Annotated in this window: 14 protein-coding genes; 6 read left to right on the top strand and 8 right to left on the bottom strand. The window is 34.5% G+C overall.

The window, feature by feature from the left end; all coding sequences use genetic code 11:
- Positions 1-60: 60 nt before the first annotated feature.
- The 4 genes from J2T03_RS04630 to J2T03_RS04615 form a co-directional block, all read right to left on the bottom strand.
- Positions 61-1,644: a hypothetical protein gene (locus J2T03_RS04630; RefSeq protein WP_307209706.1), complete on the bottom strand. Its 1,584-nt coding sequence runs from the start codon at positions 1,642-1,644 to the stop codon at positions 61-63.
- Between the two features lie 271 nt (positions 1,645-1,915).
- Complete coding sequence (locus J2T03_RS04625) at positions 1,916-2,530, bottom strand: response regulator transcription factor (RefSeq protein WP_306842129.1); 615 nt, start codon at positions 2,528-2,530, stop codon at positions 1,916-1,918.
- The gene (locus J2T03_RS04620; RefSeq protein ID WP_307209704.1) at positions 2,523-5,534 is read right to left on the bottom strand and encodes a sensor histidine kinase; all 3,012 of its coding nucleotides are present in this window, start codon (positions 5,532-5,534) and stop codon (positions 2,523-2,525) included. Before J2T03_RS04620 ends, J2T03_RS04625 begins: the two co-directional genes overlap by 8 nt.
- A 159-nt stretch (positions 5,535-5,693) precedes the next feature.
- Complete coding sequence (locus tag J2T03_RS04615; protein ID WP_307209702.1) at positions 5,694-6,110, bottom strand: hypothetical protein; 417 nt, start codon at positions 6,108-6,110, stop codon at positions 5,694-5,696.
- A gap of 443 nt (positions 6,111-6,553) precedes the next feature.
- Here J2T03_RS04615 and J2T03_RS04610 point away from each other — a divergent pair, with 443 nt between their 5' ends.
- From J2T03_RS04610 to J2T03_RS04600, 3 genes are all read left to right on the top strand, one after another.
- Complete coding sequence (locus tag J2T03_RS04610) at positions 6,554-8,311, top strand: sensor histidine kinase (RefSeq protein WP_306842133.1); 1,758 nt, start codon at positions 6,554-6,556, stop codon at positions 8,309-8,311.
- A complete protein-coding gene (locus tag J2T03_RS04605; RefSeq protein WP_306842135.1) occupies positions 8,295-8,948 on the top strand; it encodes a response regulator transcription factor in 654 nt (217 codons plus the stop codon). The genes J2T03_RS04610 and J2T03_RS04605 overlap by 17 nt, the downstream gene beginning before the upstream one ends.
- Before the next feature lie 819 nt (positions 8,949-9,767).
- Complete coding sequence (locus tag J2T03_RS04600) at positions 9,768-10,292, top strand: thermonuclease family protein (RefSeq protein WP_307209701.1); 525 nt, start codon at positions 9,768-9,770, stop codon at positions 10,290-10,292.
- A 71-nt stretch (positions 10,293-10,363) separates the two neighbouring features.
- Here the strand turns inward: J2T03_RS04600 and J2T03_RS04595 are convergent, their stop codons facing one another.
- The 4 genes from J2T03_RS04595 to J2T03_RS04580 form a co-directional block, all read right to left on the bottom strand.
- Positions 10,364-10,780, bottom strand: a complete 417-nt coding sequence (locus J2T03_RS04595; RefSeq protein WP_306842138.1) for a hypothetical protein — start codon at positions 10,778-10,780, stop codon at positions 10,364-10,366.
- 463 nt (positions 10,781-11,243) lie between these two features.
- Positions 11,244-11,855, bottom strand: a complete 612-nt coding sequence (locus J2T03_RS04590; RefSeq protein WP_306842141.1) for a response regulator transcription factor — start codon at positions 11,853-11,855, stop codon at positions 11,244-11,246.
- Entirely contained in the window at positions 11,852-12,229 is a 378-nt protein-coding gene (locus J2T03_RS04585; RefSeq protein WP_307209699.1) for a hypothetical protein, read from the bottom strand. Before J2T03_RS04585 ends, J2T03_RS04590 begins: the two co-directional genes overlap by 4 nt.
- A 420-nt stretch (positions 12,230-12,649) precedes the next feature.
- Positions 12,650-13,297, bottom strand: coding sequence for a DUF1349 domain-containing protein (locus tag J2T03_RS04580; RefSeq protein ID WP_307209696.1), 648 nt, complete (start codon positions 13,295-13,297; stop codon positions 12,650-12,652).
- A gap of 82 nt (positions 13,298-13,379) precedes the next feature.
- On the opposite strand from J2T03_RS04580, the gene J2T03_RS04575 reads away from it, so the two are divergent.
- The 3 genes from J2T03_RS04575 to J2T03_RS04565 all read left to right on the top strand — a co-directional run bounded on the left by J2T03_RS04575 (position 13,380) and on the right by J2T03_RS04565 (position 16,264).
- A complete protein-coding gene (locus J2T03_RS04575) occupies positions 13,380-14,123 on the top strand; it encodes a response regulator transcription factor (RefSeq protein WP_307209694.1) in 744 nt (247 codons plus the stop codon).
- Between the two features lie 102 nt (positions 14,124-14,225).
- Positions 14,226-14,582, top strand: a complete 357-nt coding sequence (locus tag J2T03_RS04570) for a helix-turn-helix domain-containing protein (RefSeq protein WP_306842147.1) — start codon at positions 14,226-14,228, stop codon at positions 14,580-14,582.
- Between the two features lie 425 nt (positions 14,583-15,007).
- Positions 15,008-16,264 (top strand): aminotransferase class I/II-fold pyridoxal phosphate-dependent enzyme, encoded by a 1,257-nt coding sequence (locus J2T03_RS04565; RefSeq protein ID WP_306842149.1) that lies wholly within the window; start codon positions 15,008-15,010, stop codon positions 16,262-16,264.
- Positions 16,265-16,266: the final 2 nt, after the last annotated feature.

Here is a 16,266-nt window from a genome sequence, read left to right as displayed (position 1 = left end):
TCCTGTAGCAGTTCGGTTTTTCAGCTTTATGTATTTAGAATCATGGTTATAGCGGTTTCCTTAATTTTGGAATTTTACAAAATCCAGATAAAATACAGGGTTACCACCATTAAATCCAGTCGGAACTACGAAATTTGTTTTGTGAGCAACTACAGGATAAATTCCGGGAGCTGCAAAGTACAATACTCGGGTCTGATCTCTTGGTACAAAATTAATAGGATCAGGGCTCGCAGTTCCGCAATATGCTTTCCAAACTTCTCCTATACCACTAATGTAAAACCAATAATCATTACATGTGGAAGTGATTGTAATTCCGGAACGGAAAAAATACCATCCTTTGGCCGGAATGTTCACAGAGATTCCTGTGGGTAGATTATCTGCTCCCGAGTTTCCGGTAAAAGGATTAACCAGTGTTCCTGAATATGATGTCCAGTTGTCGGCAAATGCTGTTGTAGTTGTAGAAGACCAGGTAGCAAGACCGTTAGCATCACTGGTCAGTACATAACCCAGCTGCTGGGTGCCATCCTTAATCTGTAGTGCACCGTTAGTGGTACCGTTATCTATAACGATTTTAGAATTGGCAGCTCCCGCAGGTACCGTATTGGTTCCGATCAAAACTTTTCCAGTTCCGTCGATACTCAGGTTATTTCCGGCAGTAGCAATATTAGTTGCCTGGGATAGGGTGCCTCCTAATTTAACATCGGTGCCCGACATAGATAAACCATTACTGGCTGTTATGTTATTATTGATGATGGTAGTTCCACTGCCGCTGCCTCCTTCAAGCTCTGTAATTGACATAAATCCTATACCCGGATTTAATTGAGCTGTTCCGGCACCGCCCAGCCTTACTTTTACCGATGTATCAACAGTAGGTCTATAAATGGCATATGCTTCTGGTTGTCCTCCTATTGTAGTCGCAGGATAATTATTTATTGCGTCAACAACTCCGGTGGTACTGGATGGAAGCACAGAATTATTGGAAGCATCAACCCATTCGTACACAAAAAAACCGCCTGCAAGTGAGAAGTCCGTAGCATGCAGCTGGCAGCGTAGTACATAGGTTTTGCCTGCTTTTAAATTGAAAACGCCGGCATTGTAGGTAATATTATTGGAAGCAATTACAGATCCAAATGTTACATCTGATCCTGTAGAAACAGATTGAGCTGCGTTAGGTTTTACAATGATATAATCTCCTGTTGAAGAAGATCCCATAGAGACTACTTCCCATGTAGAATTGGCTCCTGTGAGCCCGGTATTAATCAGTTGGGCACTCTGATTCGCCGGTACTGTAATACTTGCACTTCCGTTAATTGTTTCAGGTGCTGCAGAATTTACCGTTATGGTAAAGTTTGTATTATTCTTGATCGTATACATTCGACCCTTAAAATTTCCCACTCCGCTGATGGCTGCCGGAAGGTTGAATACAGCATTGGCAGTTCCATTGTAGGAGACATGAAAATCTGCTGAGTTCAAATTGTAAGCTGCTGTATTTATAGCAATGTAATTAGCAGCCAGAGATCCGTTAATATCTATTGTAGATCCGGGGTTTGGGGTATTAATTCCTATGTTTCCTGCCTGCGAAAAGACAAAGGAGGAAGCGAATAGCCCTAATAGTTGTCCTAATTTTGTAATTTTTTTTAGCATTTATTTCAGTTTTAAATCATTAGTTTTTGAGTAGTAGTTATGGGTAGCATAATATATCAATAGAGTATTTCCTTGATTTATTAATTCTATATTAAATAACGGTTAAAATATTATGAATTTGATTGTTTTTTAACTTATTTTTTAAATTAAAAATATTAATAATGTAAAAATATAGAAATATTACTACAAAAAACAATGTGCTTCGTAGAATAAAATAAAATAAAATGTAGAAAAATTTCTACATCATGTGACTTATAAAGTTTGATGGAAATCAGGCAATATAGGTTTGATATAACCTGATCAGATCAGCTAGATTTTTGGTTTTGAGTTTATTATGAATTCTCTTTTTATAGGTGCTGATGGTTGGCATCTGTATTCCCATCTTATTGGAGATTTCCAGATTGCCGTTGCCCTCTACCATTAAAATGAAAATTTCATATTCTCTCATCGATAGATTCTTTATAGAATCCAATGGAGATTCCTGAAGCAATTGCTGTACAATAGACGGAGGATAATAAAAGCCGTCAGAAAATATTTTGTTTACAGCATCCGAGATCTCCTCAGATTTACTTAGCTTGCTGATGTACCCGTTGGCGCCTTCTTTTATATATTGTACGGCTACTTCTTCTTCATAGGCGGAAAATATCAGTATTTTTATATCAGGATCCAGGGCTTTGATTTCGGAGATCATTTTTTTATTTTTACTCTCCGGCATATTAATATCCAGAATAACAAGATTGTATTTCCGCTCTGAAATTTTTTCAAGGGCTTCCGGGTAGTCTCCGGCCTGGTCTATAGCCACTCCTTTGATCCTTGATTCTAAAATCATGCTTGTTCCTACCAGAACAATGTCGTGATCATCGGCAATAAGAATATTCTTAATCATTTTTTTTATTCGTTAAAATCAGTTTGAATGTAGTTCCTTTTAATTTATTTTTTTTAATGACAATTTTCCCTTCTATCATTTGCAGAAGCTGTAACACGAGGTGAAGTCCCATCCCGTATTTTTGCAGTAACAGCTTTTCATTTTCAATATTATCCTGAAGTTTTGTATAATATTCTATCTTCTTTTCATCCATTCCGATTCCGGTATCTCTTATCAGCAGAGTAATGGTATTTCCTTCCACATTGCTTTCTATTGTGATGAAGCCGTCTTTTGTGAACTTCACGGAATTATCCAGCAGGTTATGAACAATTGCAGACAGGATATTCTTGCCGATCCATACCCACAATGCCTTGTCTACATTATTGATGATTGCTGTATTATTGTTCTCTGCGATGGCATTAAAAAGTATTTTCTTTTCTTCTATCAGCTTGTGCAGAGAATAAAGTTCTGTTTTATCGGACTGGTGATGGGTGTAGATATCCGAATATTCTTTCAGAGTAATAGTGAAATTGTATAACTGATCCGAGGATTTGTAAATAGAGTTAAGAATCTTTTCGCTATGCTGTTCACTAAAGTCGTCCTTGTTCAAAGCTTCCTTTGCAGTGAGCGCAATAAATTTTACCGGGGTTGTAATATCGTGGGTAATCGTTCCGATAAGCTTTTTTTGCTGTTCGATTTCTTTATGGAGCTTTCTTTTTGTTATCTCCAGCTTTTCTACGGTATCAGAGAGGCTTCTTGTGCGGGAGTTGATAATCTCTTCCAATTCATGATTCCTCTTTTTCAGAAAGCTTAATCTCCATCTGACCAAAAAATATATAAAAAGCAACAGGGCAGAGGAGATCAGTATTTTAAACCAGAGAGTCTGATAAAAATAAGGCGGAATGATAATATGTATTTTTTTATAAATGTATTTTCCTGTATCGGAAACTAATACTCTCACAACAAAAGAATGATTTCCATGCGTAAGATTCGAAATGGAAAATTTCCCGTCTTTTCCTATCGATTCCCATTTGACATTGGTTGTTCCACTTAGTTTGGTTTCTATAACAAGATTATCAGGATTAGAATAATAAGGAGTATCAATAAATATATCTATACGGTTGGATTCCTGTTTTATATTTAATATCTGATTAAAAAACCGCTCTTTACCGTCAATCAAAGCTCTTTCTATATGTATGTTTTCAGGATAATAGCTCTTTATTTCTGTAGGATTGAAGAAAACCAAACCGTCAAGAGAAGGAAGTACGAACTCTCCGTTTCCTAATTTATTTCCGCACACATTACTGCCGCCATTAAATTCATTGGTTTCAAACCCTGAAACTTTTGAAAATCTGTAATAATTAACCCTTGTTTTTTTATCCTGTACATATCGGAGCAGCTTACTTTCCGGAACCTTGTAAAGCCCGTTATTGGTGGGAATCCAGAAAAATCCGTTCTGGTCTTCCAGAATAGTATGAGGAGAGGAGATATTATTGTCTGCATCATAAGGCATCTTGATGAGACGGTTGTTTTTCAGCAGATAAAATCCCTTTCCCGAAGTGGTGATCCAGAAATTACCATCGCTGGATTGTATGATGTTGCGGATAGATAATTCGGTATCCGGATTTAAGTTGATTATTTTATTCGTCTTTAATGAGACTTTGTATAAACCTTTCGTTGTGCCGGCCAGCAGATAATCTTTATCAAATTTCAGGAATTTGGTAGGTTCGTCATTAAAGAAAAACCTTTTTTTTACAGTTTTGAACGAAAGGTCATTGTATACCATAAGAACTCCGCTGTATCCAATGGTTCCGTCCGTTTTTTCAAGAGCTTCAAAGGCATAGTATCTTTTTGCATCGAAAAAAAAGTCTATTAAAATAGTATTCCGCTTGGAAACAATTTTTGCATAATCTTTCTTTTTCTGATACAGTAGCAGGTCACTTGCTTTGCGGGCAATAACGTTGTCTTCCTGATCATAAGCCAAAAAGAATGGAATATTACTTTTGAAATGCTTATCTTCTACAAGCCCGTTCCGGTTGTATACCTCTCCGTAAGTATTGATTACAGATGAGCCGCCATATGGTAAAGTAGAATAAAAAACAGATTCAGGCTTAGAAGGAGGTCTCTGGACAGTAGTAAAATCTGTAAAGCTGACGATCTGAAGGCCATAAGTACTGCTCCCCAGATAAAGTCTTTTATAAGTTTTGTCATAATATACGCTGATAATATTTTCAGTAATATCCTCAAGCTGCACGAGTTTTGATATTTTGAACCGTTTGTCTTCATACTCGCACCGGTAAATGCTGTTTCCGTTGAATATAAAAACCTGGTTATTGACCCTGCTCCAGTAGATTTTACTTTTATCATCGGTTAATAGCGGTTCATTATAAGAGCTAACGATTTTTCCCCTTTCAATTTTCTGAACTTTTTTTGACTGATAATCAATAAAGAATACGGACTTATCGATCACGAATATTCTGGCAATATTTTTATATTTCGCTTTTATATTCAGATTTTCTTTTGCTTTAGAAAGATTATTAATGTACTTAATGGAATTTTCCCTTATAAAATAAATACCTTCCTGGCATGGAAAATAAAGGCTTATGCCGGGCGATGTGGTATAGATATAATTGGAGCTGTATAAAAAATAATTGATGTTGTCCCTGGATATAAAATCAACATTCCTTTTTGAAGTTTTTGTGACTTTTGGAGATCTTTTGCTGATAAGTAAAGTTTTTCCGGAATCTCCTGTGGTAAAAATGCTGTCTTTTTCAGGGTAGCCGTAGAAAAATGTAAACCTTTGATTGTTTAGTGGAAAATTTTTATAAACTACAAACTTCATTCCATCATACCTTACAATTCCGTTTTCGGTTGTCAGCCATATGAAACCGTATTTGTCCTTTATGATATCCTTTACACTGTTCTGTGGAAGCCCGTTGTCTGTGTTATATGACTGAATATTATATTGTTGGGTATAAATAAGAGAAAAAAAGAAGAGAAGAAAAGCGGAAGTATATTTTTGCACAAATCTTTTATTTTTTAATTTGATGACAAAGTTATTACTGAATTTGTAAAAACAATATCCATAAAAGGTTTTTTTTTAATATCTGGCAAAAAAAAATACAATAGAGTACTGGCTATATTGTTTCCGGCTTCAGTATCATTTAGCAGTTTGTAGCTTCTATTAATTACCTCTGGGCGGCGGTGGCGGTGGCGGATTCATCTTGTTGATTTCTTCAAGGGTTGGTGGAACAATATGTTCCAGGATAACCGTTTTCTTAAAAGGAAACTGTTTTTTTGAAAGCTCCTCATGATAATCGAAATAATAGGTGTTTTCATTGTGATAGGAGGCTTCGACAATCAGTAATCCGTTTTCATTAAAATAATCTTCAGAAATTTTATGCTTTAAAACACCTTTGTTGTCAGCGGCAATCTTCTCAACTAAAACACCGCCTTCTTTGGAGTCTTTAATAAAAATCACACTGACATTGGATGCACGTTCATTGCTGTCGGTCAGAAAATTCAGTTCCAGGTTATATTGCTTTTGTGCCGGAATATATAAAAAGCAAAATAAAAGAAATATAGATGTTATACTTTTCATGGTAAAGATTTATGTTAAGATAAAACAAATATTCCGGATTATAATGTATATTTCCCATCTATAAGATGTGTTTTTATTAAATGAGTCGTAAACCTCCATTAAAACTATGTATAACATGGAAATTGAAACTTTTTTTACCGTGAAAAATTATGTAGTTGGAAAAAACTAATGATTATTGTTTTCAATATGCATGTCTGAGCCGAAAATTATACTTAGACTTAGAGGAATTCTGAAGTTTTGTTATGTTTTGTAATTTGAAATAAAATTAAATTCTCTGTATTTATCACGTGTTTACTGTTATGAAAAGACAAAAATTACTTTAACTTTGCCAAAGGAATGATATAAAAAACATTAGCATGATTTTGGTAATGTGATGATGGCGTTAAAAAACTAATACCGGCAGACTTAGATAATCAGAAAATTAATTTAGCTGATAAAAAGATATGAAATATAAATTCTTAGATTTTAAATTGAGAAAAGTTGTTCATTACTCATTGATCCTGTGCATATTGTTGATACAGGTTATTATAGCCATATTTTTTTACAACGAATTTGTCAATGAAAAGAAACTTCAGTTTATTAAAAACCAACTGGACGAAAGTAAAGCATTGGGCGGGTTAACGGATAATTCAAGGAAGGACTTCATGGATGCACAGACCTACTTTCAAAAGTATGTGGTCAGCCAGGATGATAAGGATCTGAAGTTATACTTTGAAGCCCTTAAAAAGCTTAATAGCAATTTCGAAAAGATAAATGATTATGGAGACACAAATCCGGGGTTGAAAAATAAGCTGGCAAAGCAAAAAAAGGATACGCTGAAAATAACAAAGCTGCAGACCATTATAGATTCTGTATATCAGTATTCTTTGAAACCACCTGTAAAAAACATACCGGACCAGCATTATGAGCTGGAACAGTATAAAAATACTGACAACTTTGAAGATCTGACAATACAAACCCAGACCTATTCTGATACCATTAAAAAGAAAGGCTTGATGGGGCGTTTAAAAGATGCAATATCAGGTAAGGTAGATGTGCAAAAGGAAAGCACCGTCATTACCATGACCAATAAAAAACCGGCCAATTTTTCTAAAATAAAATTGAGGATGGATAGCCTGGCAAAATCTATGGATAAGTATTATACCACCGAAGTTAAAAAAATCCAGCGGTCTACAGTTCAAAGCCAGCAATCCATGGCAGAAAACCAACGGGAAAATCTAAAGTTCTACAGTAATTTCAGTAAGTTATTGGTGTACAGCAACGGATTGATCAATGTTTACGAAAAGGCTATCAAAGAATTTAAGTCAGAATTAGAAAAAGAATATAACAAACAGAGCTCAGATAACAACAGAATCAGGACTTATCTCGTACTGGGATTAATGGTCTTAATGTTTATTGTTTCCATTTTGATCATGTATTTCACAAGAATAGCGTTCATATATGAATTGAAACTTAACGCTGCGAATAAAGAGATTAAAAAGAGCCTTAATTTCAAAAACAGGATTCTTGGAATGCTGAGCCACGAGTTGATGTCTCCTCTGAAGATTATCAATATCTTTATTGATAAGATCAACAGGACCACAAAAGATGAAACCACAAAAGACTACCTTAAATCAATAAAATTTACCAACAGCACCTTGCTTATACAGTCCAATCAGATTCTGGAGTATACAAAAAATCAGGAAGTTGAAAAGAAATTGGTAAAAACCGTCTTTAATCTTAAAGATGAAATTGACTCTATTGTAACAGCCATTACACCTTATATAGAAACCAGAAATAATAAATTTCTGGTAACAAACAGAATTCCTGCAGATATAGTTGTAAATTCAGACAACATAAAAATTAACCAGATATTTATGAATATTCTGGGAAATGCCAATAAATTTACAGAAAACGGCCAGATAGACCTTTCAATGGCAACCGAGAAAGTAAATGAAAATACAATTTCTCTGATAACAATAGTAGGGGATACGGGTGTAGGAATTTCAGAGTCTGATTTGGAAAACATTTTTGAACCTTACTATCAGGGGATGGTTTCTGATAAGGTTGATAATTTTGGAGCCGGATTGGGATTAAATCTCTGCAAAGAAATTATAGAGCTTTTTAACGGGGATATATCTGTTTCAAGTAAGCTGCATAAAGGAACAAAAGTAACATTCAGAATAAATTTAAGTATTAATCATAATGGAAGCACCAATTGAAAATAAAGAGATTATATTTCTTTTAGCGGATGATCACAGTATTGTTCGTCAGGGAATTGCTATTCTGATTGATGAAATTGTTCCCAATTCTAAAGTTTATCAAACCTCATCCTCACAGCAGATCGTAGATCTGATACAGTCAAAAGGAGTGGAAATAGCGATTATTGATGCTCATTTTCCGGACGGCAACAGCCTCCATGTTTTACCGTTGATGAAAAGTGTGAATCCGGATATTAAAATCTTAATCTTTACGGGTCTTGAAGAAGATCTGCATGTACTCAAATTCATTAAAGCAGGGGCCAGCGGATATGTAAGCAAATTAAGTGAAGAGGAAGAAATAAGGCAGGCCATTTCAGATATTGTACATAAAGGCGAATACTTTTCTCCACTTTCCCGAAACTTGATGCTGCAGCTGGTTCAGAATCCGGATTTAATCAACCCGCTTAGTCGTTTAACCAAAAGAGAGCTGCAGATTGCAGAAATGTATGCAGAAGGATATGGGAACCTGGAAATTGCAAATGATCTGGATATAAAACAGAATACTGTGAGCACCATCAAGAAAAATATTTTTGATAAATTAAAAATAGAAAATCTTGTCGAATTGATCGATCTCATTAATACTCATCATAAAATATAGGATTTTCCCAATCCGTTCGTCCTTTCTTCTCGTTTCGTTAAAGCATTTTATCGATAAACATCTACTGCTTTATCGATATATATCGATGCTGATTATAATAAATATTACGCAGTAATGTTGTTACTTTGTCTCAGTAAAATAACCAAAGATACTTTCTGATTTTAGTACAAACGGTAATTTTATAACACACAAAAATGATGAGATAAATATAGTGTATACTTGGCCTTAAAAGGAACTTCTTGAAAGTAAATTATTAAAAAAACACAAATTAATATAGAGAAGTTGACTTGGTCTTTGTAGGTCATTTTATACAGAAAAAAGGGAGGCAAACAGCCTCCTTTTTTATTGGATAATGTCAGGGTTAAATGAATATACCGGTTATAGAATAAATGAAACAGATAGACTTTTTATTGATAAACATCTACCTGGTTATCGATATATATCGATGTTAATTATGAGGCGTATTATTCAGTAATGTTGTTACTTTGTCTTAATAAAATTTACCCGACGATATAGCTGAAAAGTCTTTAATACATATGGTAGATATTATTAGAACACAAATGATGAAATAAATATTGGGGATATGAACGATCTTAAATAGCTTCTTGAATTCGACTTAAAAAAACACAAAATTAATATAAAGAAGCTAATTTGATCTTTGTAGACCATTGATACAAAAGGAGGCCATAGGCCTCCTTTTGTATTGAACGGAATTCCTAAAGCAACTCATGTCTTATTATTGCCCTCCTTTCCCTGGAGAATAATAAAAAAAACTCCGTCTGGTAACGGGTTTCCGAAATAAATACATAATTTCGCATCATGAGAATACTTCTTTCAGCATTATTATGTTTTCCCTTTTTACTCTTCTCACAGACAACGGCTAAAGTAATTGGAATTTCAGACGGAGATACTATCACGGTTTTGCTTGACGGAAATGTACAGAAAAAACTTCGACTGGCAGAAGTAGACTGTCCCGAAAACCGGCAGCCGTTTGGAAAAAATGCTAAAAAATTTACATCAGATCAGGTTTTTGCAAGGCAGATCAGGTTTACAGAAACCAATAAAGATCGCTATGGACGCTCAGTAGCTAAAGTATATTATGACAATGGAAAGTATCTTTCAGCAGAGATTATAAAAGCCGGCTACGGATGGTGGTACTACTCCTATTCTAAAAATGCTGACCTGGGAAAGATGCAGGAAATGGCAAAAAATAACAAATTGGGTCTGTGGCAGGATAAAAAAGCTGTTTCTCCGTGGGATTTTCGTAAAAAACAGCGCGAAAATGCTAAAAATAAGCGGCATCAAAAACAATTGGAAAAGCAGGCACAGAAAAGAGGACTTTAATAAAAATAAAATAATATACAAAAACCGCTGCTCTTTTGCAGCGGTTTCCTTATAATCAACATAATAATAAACTAAGATTCTGTCTTTAACAGTCCAAAATTAGAAGTTGCAGGCTCCTTTCCGAAAAGACAGGAGAAGATGTTCTGAAACTCATGGATATATTTGCATTTGATCGAGTTACCATATATTTTCAGCCCTTCAAGGATTTTCTTTGAACTCAAATCAATATCATATTTAATAAATGTTTCAGGTCTTTCATAACGGATTCTTTCATTTGAACTGTATGTTCTCAAGAAACCAAACTTTTCAAGCCATTCTTCTGTTATCTTAATGGGTTTGAGAGAATCTGCCGGAACTGAAATACTCTGGGTGTCATTTTCGATTTTTACAAAATAATCACGACCTGCCCCCTGAAATATTTCAGTGATGGTGTAAATCTGATTTTTGTATTCAACTAAGTTTTTAATTTTAAGATCTGCTGCATTCATAATATTTTGAGTTTTAGAAAGGTGTGTTGGTAAATATTTAATTGCAAATATTATGCCCAGAGCAATAATAAATATCCTATTTTTATTATAGTTTTTATTAAATTTTAACATAAATAATCAATTATATGTTAAAATAATGCTGAAATTGGCTAAATTGTTAAAAAAATAGATTTTAAATGTGGTATCTGTGTGGTATCTATTGTTTGTTAATGAGTTTTAATAACCTTTAATTTCTGTTTTTTAAGAGCAGACACAAAGAAATTCAAACATTCAATAAGACTAGGGTATAATAGGACATGGAAAGGCATGAGGAATGTAGCCTTAAAATAAGCAAGTATAAATTAAAATGAAAAAATAGAGAATATAGGGATGTGTTGCAGATTTAAGACAGACAAAAAATCTATAAGTCCGGATGTAGTATCATGAATTTCGTTCCAGCTTCAAATACAGCAGTTTCCGGATCCTAATGCATCATTTCATGCACTTTGATGAGCTCTGCGATATTTGAAACATTAAGCTTTTTAAAAATTCTCTTTTTGTAAGTACTTACGGTAGACATCTGGATATCCAGTTTATTCCCGATTTCAAGATTTCCGGACCCTTTGGCCAGGAGCTTAAAGATTTCATATTCCCGCGAAGACAGCTTTTCCGCAGGATTACTTTTTTTATTCTGTATAATAAGCCCGATCAGTTCGCTTGGGTAGTAATAACCTTTTTGAATGACTGATCTTACTGCTTCCCTGATCTCTTCTTCACAGCCCTGTTTGCTGAGATAGCCTTCAGCCCCTTCACGGATATACTGTATGGCTACATCCTTACCATGTCCGGAAAAAACAAGGATCTTCAGGTTTTCCTGGATGCTTTTAAGCTCAGGGATCATTTTCCTATACTGCGTTCCGGGCATATCAATGTCAAGAAGAAGAAGATCATAATGGTGCTCAGATACCTGTTCTTTTACCTGTTCATAGTTTTCTGCAAAATCTATTTTGAGCTTTGGATAGGCCGACTCTAAGACCAAAGCAGCTCCTGCTCTTACTACATAGTGATCATCAGCTATTAAGATTCTTTCATTCATATAAGATTGGCTTTAATAAGAGTTGTTTCAGCGATAGTTTCTTTGGGATAGTTGCCTTTGGATTTAATCTTAGCCAATGGGCAGCTATTGATTTTTTGAGCAGATATTCCCGTTCCTGTACCGGTTGTAGTTAGTTTTTTATTATTTTCAAAAGTCTGAAAGCAGGAGGCTCCGTTTTCTAGTGCATTTATAGTGGCTGTAGCTATTTTCTGAACAGTTCCAGTAAAGCTCCGCGTAAAATTATGATGATCCTTGACAATGGGTTTTGTGCTGTTCTGCAAAAATCCGTTGCCAGTGATAAACCATGTGGAAATATGATGCTGTTCGTAAATGTTCGAAAACAAAATTACAAAAAACAGTGTCCAGGCTTTCATAAATACATAAATGATCTATGCTCCCCGCTTGATTAGAGCGGGAATTTATTAATAATAGTCATTATACAAGCCGAAGTTTTCTTAAGTGTTGGGAATACTGAATACATTTTTTTCATTAATATGTTTGTGTTTGATATCTTGCCGTTGAGCAAGTTGGATTTGGGCCATAAAATTACTAATTTTATGCATATAAATTATCATAATGAAGGCTATTTGATATAAATTTATCTAGTAACCAGACCCATTAAGCAGGATTTTATAACTTTTTATCTTCAGGAAGTGAAATAATATCTTTCTTTTTTAATTTATTTTGTGGAATACCTTTAATGATTGGTCAGAAGGGATTTGAGACAAATAAAAAACCTCCCGAAAATGGGAGGCGAATAAAAATTGACTATATATTGAATGAAAATTCAATCGCTATTTGTTGTTTTCAAGCCATTTCAGCCTACGTTGGTCTGGAAGATGTTTTATCCTGAAGTTTTCAAAGACTGCAGTAAAGCCGTTTCCATCCGGGCAGGCAGCCATTAAGCCAACCATTACAGGAGTATTGTCCTGTAAATAGGCGTTACGCATCATGGTATAACTCTTATCATCAAAGGAATAAAATACTTCTACAGCATCCAGTCTTCTTACAGCTTTTATCCAGACTGCAGAAGGAATCGTGTCCAGTGCAATAACACTCCAGTCACTTGTTTTATGCGTAACTACAGTGCTTAGGTTATATTTTCCATCTACGAATTCAATGCCGGCCTTTATGTAGTTTTCTTTATCAATCCGTAGCATAAGTCCCATCTGGTCAAATCTTGCCTTATAGTTCCCACTGATCTTTACCTTTGCTTCAAACTCTCCGCCATAGATGGTGTAATAAAAGGGAGCGTCGTCCACTGTAAATCCATAATGGGAAATTCTCCAGTAATCACTTTGCGGAGTGACGGTCATGATCAGACTCTTGTTTTTGATTTCCCATTTCTCGGGCTCATTAAACCAATTCATCTTTTCCAAGGTCTGCGAAAATGTTTTCTGGACCATAAAAACAATGCAAAAACTTAAAATCAATCTCTTCATCCTCTTTAGCTGGGTGTAAATTATTATTTTAGCAAAAGTATAGCTATACCTATATTCTGTCAATACTGATAAATAACCATTTATGGAAATCGTAGAAAAACTGAACAGCCGGCTTTTGGATAGATCATCTCAGAAATGCAAGCTTGACATAGAGGAATATAAACAGAGAGCATTGGTATATACCCAGATGGAAGGTGCTATATCTGTTTTGAGCGACATGCAGGCAGGCAGAAGTTATGTGTATAAATCTAAAGCTGCGTGGGAGTTGGGCTTAAGCATGCAGGAAAATCCATCAGAAATTAATTCTATCTGGGAAGAAGAGATTATCAAAAAGATACATCCGGATGACAGGCTCAAAAAGTATATCCATGAACTGAGGTTTTATGAAATGATGGATGCTATGGATACAGAACTTCGGGCAGACTATTCTGTGCTCTCCAAAATCAGGATGAAAGATAAAAATGATGAATACAGGTTTGTAAAACACCGTATGTTTTATATTTATTCTCCCGATAACGGTAAGCTGAGATTTGCATTTTGTCTCTATCATATTGCATTGGACCAGACGCAGCTCCCGGTTTCCGATTTTATGATCATTAATACAGCTAAGGGTGAAATTATTGTAAAAGATAAGCTTAACTATCAGAATATTCTGTCGAAAAGAGAACTGGAAGTTTTAAAATATGTAGGTGAAGGCTATGCCAGCAAAGAAATAGCAGGCATTCTATCCATAAGCATCAATACAGTAAGCAGGCACCGCCAGAATATCCTTGAAAAATTGAAAGTGAAAAATTCTGTACAGGCATTTAAAGACAGCTTTTATTAGTTCAGTTTTCCTGTGAACACAGAAAAGTTCACCATGTTTTTTTTTATTCTTATCTTTAATTTTATAGATTAATTTTTTACTATAAATAAATGATGATAACAAATGAAAAGAAGTGAAGAGATCACCAGACAATATTTTGATTTTCTTGAAAAACACATTCAGGATGTAATTACCGGAGCTGTTCCGGAATTTATGGAGCTTAATGAAATTGCCGGCCAGCTTGCTGTTTCCCATCAACACCTGACAGATACTATAAAAAAAGAGAAAGGACATCATCCATGCTATTTCTATGATGAGAAAATTATTAGCGAAGCCCAATCAATGATAGCGGATTCGGACTATTCTATTGCAGAAATTGCCAGACTATTTACCTATGACCCATCCAACTTTTCCAAATTCTTTAAAAAAATGACTGGAATAACACCGGGAGAATTTAGAAAAAACAGCAGATTGCTGTGATTATAAATTCAGTATTTTTTCCGGAATCGAACCACAATAACATAAAAGTCTTTTTTATAAAATTCCTGAATTTTAATAAATTTTAACACCTAAAAATTAAATTTTAAAAATAATATTTTAATAATGAGACAATTGCGAAGCATTTGTCTTTTTTTTGTGATTTATTTGGAGATAGTAATTTATTGTTGTCTTTTTTTTTGTTAAATTTAGGTTCATTAAAAAAATAACTAACCCTTGAAATACTCAATAGATATATGGATAAGTAAAGTGATTTGATTATCAGATCATAAGGTAAAACGTCTTATATTATGTATAATATTTAACATAATCGATGGATTTCGCAAGCTTTAAATAATCATATATTTGTTTCTTCAAACAACTAAAATATACACTAACACTAACAATTAACACTAACAATATTAAGGATGAGTATCGATTTTGAAACAGCAACTTTTAAAGACTTTGAGAATATTTCAGATTATGATATTGCTCAAAGAGCAAATTATTTTTATGAATTCCTTGACCATATGAAGTCCAGAGGTCATATGAATTACAGACTGAAGAACACTTCAGGAAGCAATGCAACATTAAATATAGATATTGCAAGTCAAAATAAAAACTATGTAAGTTTTGTCTCCAGTGATTATTTAGGATTTACACAGCACCCTAAAGTGAAAGAGGCAGCGATTGAAGGAATTGAAAAATATGGAACAGGTACAGGAGCATCACCCCTGATAGGTGGATATTTTGATTATCATAATGCTATAGAAAAAAAGATTGCTGATTTTTTTGGAAGAGATGAGGAAGAAGTCATATTGTTTACCACCGGATATGCCGCTAATAGTGCTACTTTACAGATTTTAATGCAGAAGGAAGATATTGCTATTTTAGACATGGGAGTGCATGCAAGTGTACATGAAGGATGTGCTTTTACAAATAAAAAAACATTTCCTCACAATAATTTAGAAGCTTTGGAACATATTTTGAAGGTATGTGAGAATACGTACCGTACAAAGCTGGTTATATTAGATGGAGTTTACTCTCAGGAAGGGGACACTTCACGAGCTAAAGAAATATATGATCTTGTAAAAAAATATAATGCCTATCTCATGGTAGATGATGCACATGGTGTAGGAGTGATGGGGAAAACCGGAAGAGGAGCTCTTGAAGACGACGGTTTATTGGATAAGATAGATTTTATAACAGGAACATGTAGCAAGACTTTTGGTAACTTAGGAGGATATGTGATCGCTAACAAGAAAATAACATCATTTCTCAAGTTCCAGTCCAGACAGCATATCTTCTCAGTAACAGCACCCCCTTCTTCCTTCGGAATTTTAAAAGCAATTGATTTGATTGATGAAGAACCATTCTGGAAGGATAAACTATGGGATAATATCAACTATTTTAAAACAGGGCTTAATGATCTTGGTTTAGATACTGGTATTACCTGTTCAGCAATTATTCCTGTGAAAATTGGAGATCAGAATAAAATGTGGGATATTGGGAGAATATTGCTTGAAGAAGGAGTCTATACAAACCCTATTATGTATCCTGCTGTAGCCAGAAAGGATGCCCGTATTAGGATGACTGTAACAGCGCGACACGAAAAAGAACATCTTGACAAAACACTGAATGTTTTTGATGATATTAATAAAAAATTGCATATTGCAAAAAAATAATA

This window comes from Chryseobacterium lathyri, from assembly GCF_030812195.1.
In the GTDB taxonomy this organism is placed as follows: Bacteria; Bacteroidota; Bacteroidia; order Flavobacteriales; family Weeksellaceae; genus Chryseobacterium; species Chryseobacterium lathyri_A.
Note: the sequence above shows the minus strand (reverse complement) of the source record. Positions and strands in the feature narration are given on the sequence as shown.

What these genes read in the sequence shown, in the direction of transcription:
- J2T03_RS04630 (WP_307209706.1), bottom strand. Translation starts at nt 1,644, where the DNA reads ATGCTAAAAAAAATTACAAAATTAGGACAACTATTAGGGCTATTCGCT.
- J2T03_RS04625 (WP_306842129.1), bottom strand. Translation starts at nt 2,530, where the DNA reads ATGATTAAGAATATTCTTATTGCCGATGATCACGACATTGTTCTGGTA.
- J2T03_RS04615 (WP_307209702.1), bottom strand. Translation starts at nt 6,110, where the DNA reads ATGAAAAGTATAACATCTATATTTCTTTTATTTTGCTTTTTATATATT.
- J2T03_RS04610 (WP_306842133.1), top strand. Translation starts at nt 6,554, where the DNA reads ATGAAATATAAATTCTTAGATTTTAAATTGAGAAAAGTTGTTCATTAC.
- J2T03_RS04605 (WP_306842135.1), top strand. Translation starts at nt 8,295, where the DNA reads ATGGAAGCACCAATTGAAAATAAAGAGATTATATTTCTTTTAGCGGAT.
- J2T03_RS04600 (WP_307209701.1), top strand. Translation starts at nt 9,768, where the DNA reads ATGAGAATACTTCTTTCAGCATTATTATGTTTTCCCTTTTTACTCTTC.
- J2T03_RS04595 (WP_306842138.1), bottom strand. Translation starts at nt 10,780, where the DNA reads ATGAATGCAGCAGATCTTAAAATTAAAAACTTAGTTGAATACAAAAAT.
- J2T03_RS04590 (WP_306842141.1), bottom strand. Translation starts at nt 11,855, where the DNA reads ATGAATGAAAGAATCTTAATAGCTGATGATCACTATGTAGTAAGAGCA.
- J2T03_RS04585 (WP_307209699.1), bottom strand. Translation starts at nt 12,229, where the DNA reads ATGAAAGCCTGGACACTGTTTTTTGTAATTTTGTTTTCGAACATTTAC.
- J2T03_RS04580 (WP_307209696.1), bottom strand. Translation starts at nt 13,297, where the DNA reads ATGAAGAGATTGATTTTAAGTTTTTGCATTGTTTTTATGGTCCAGAAA.
- J2T03_RS04575 (WP_307209694.1), top strand. Translation starts at nt 13,380, where the DNA reads ATGGAAATCGTAGAAAAACTGAACAGCCGGCTTTTGGATAGATCATCT.
- J2T03_RS04570 (WP_306842147.1), top strand. Translation starts at nt 14,226, where the DNA reads ATGAAAAGAAGTGAAGAGATCACCAGACAATATTTTGATTTTCTTGAA.
- J2T03_RS04565 (WP_306842149.1), top strand. Translation starts at nt 15,008, where the DNA reads ATGAGTATCGATTTTGAAACAGCAACTTTTAAAGACTTTGAGAATATT.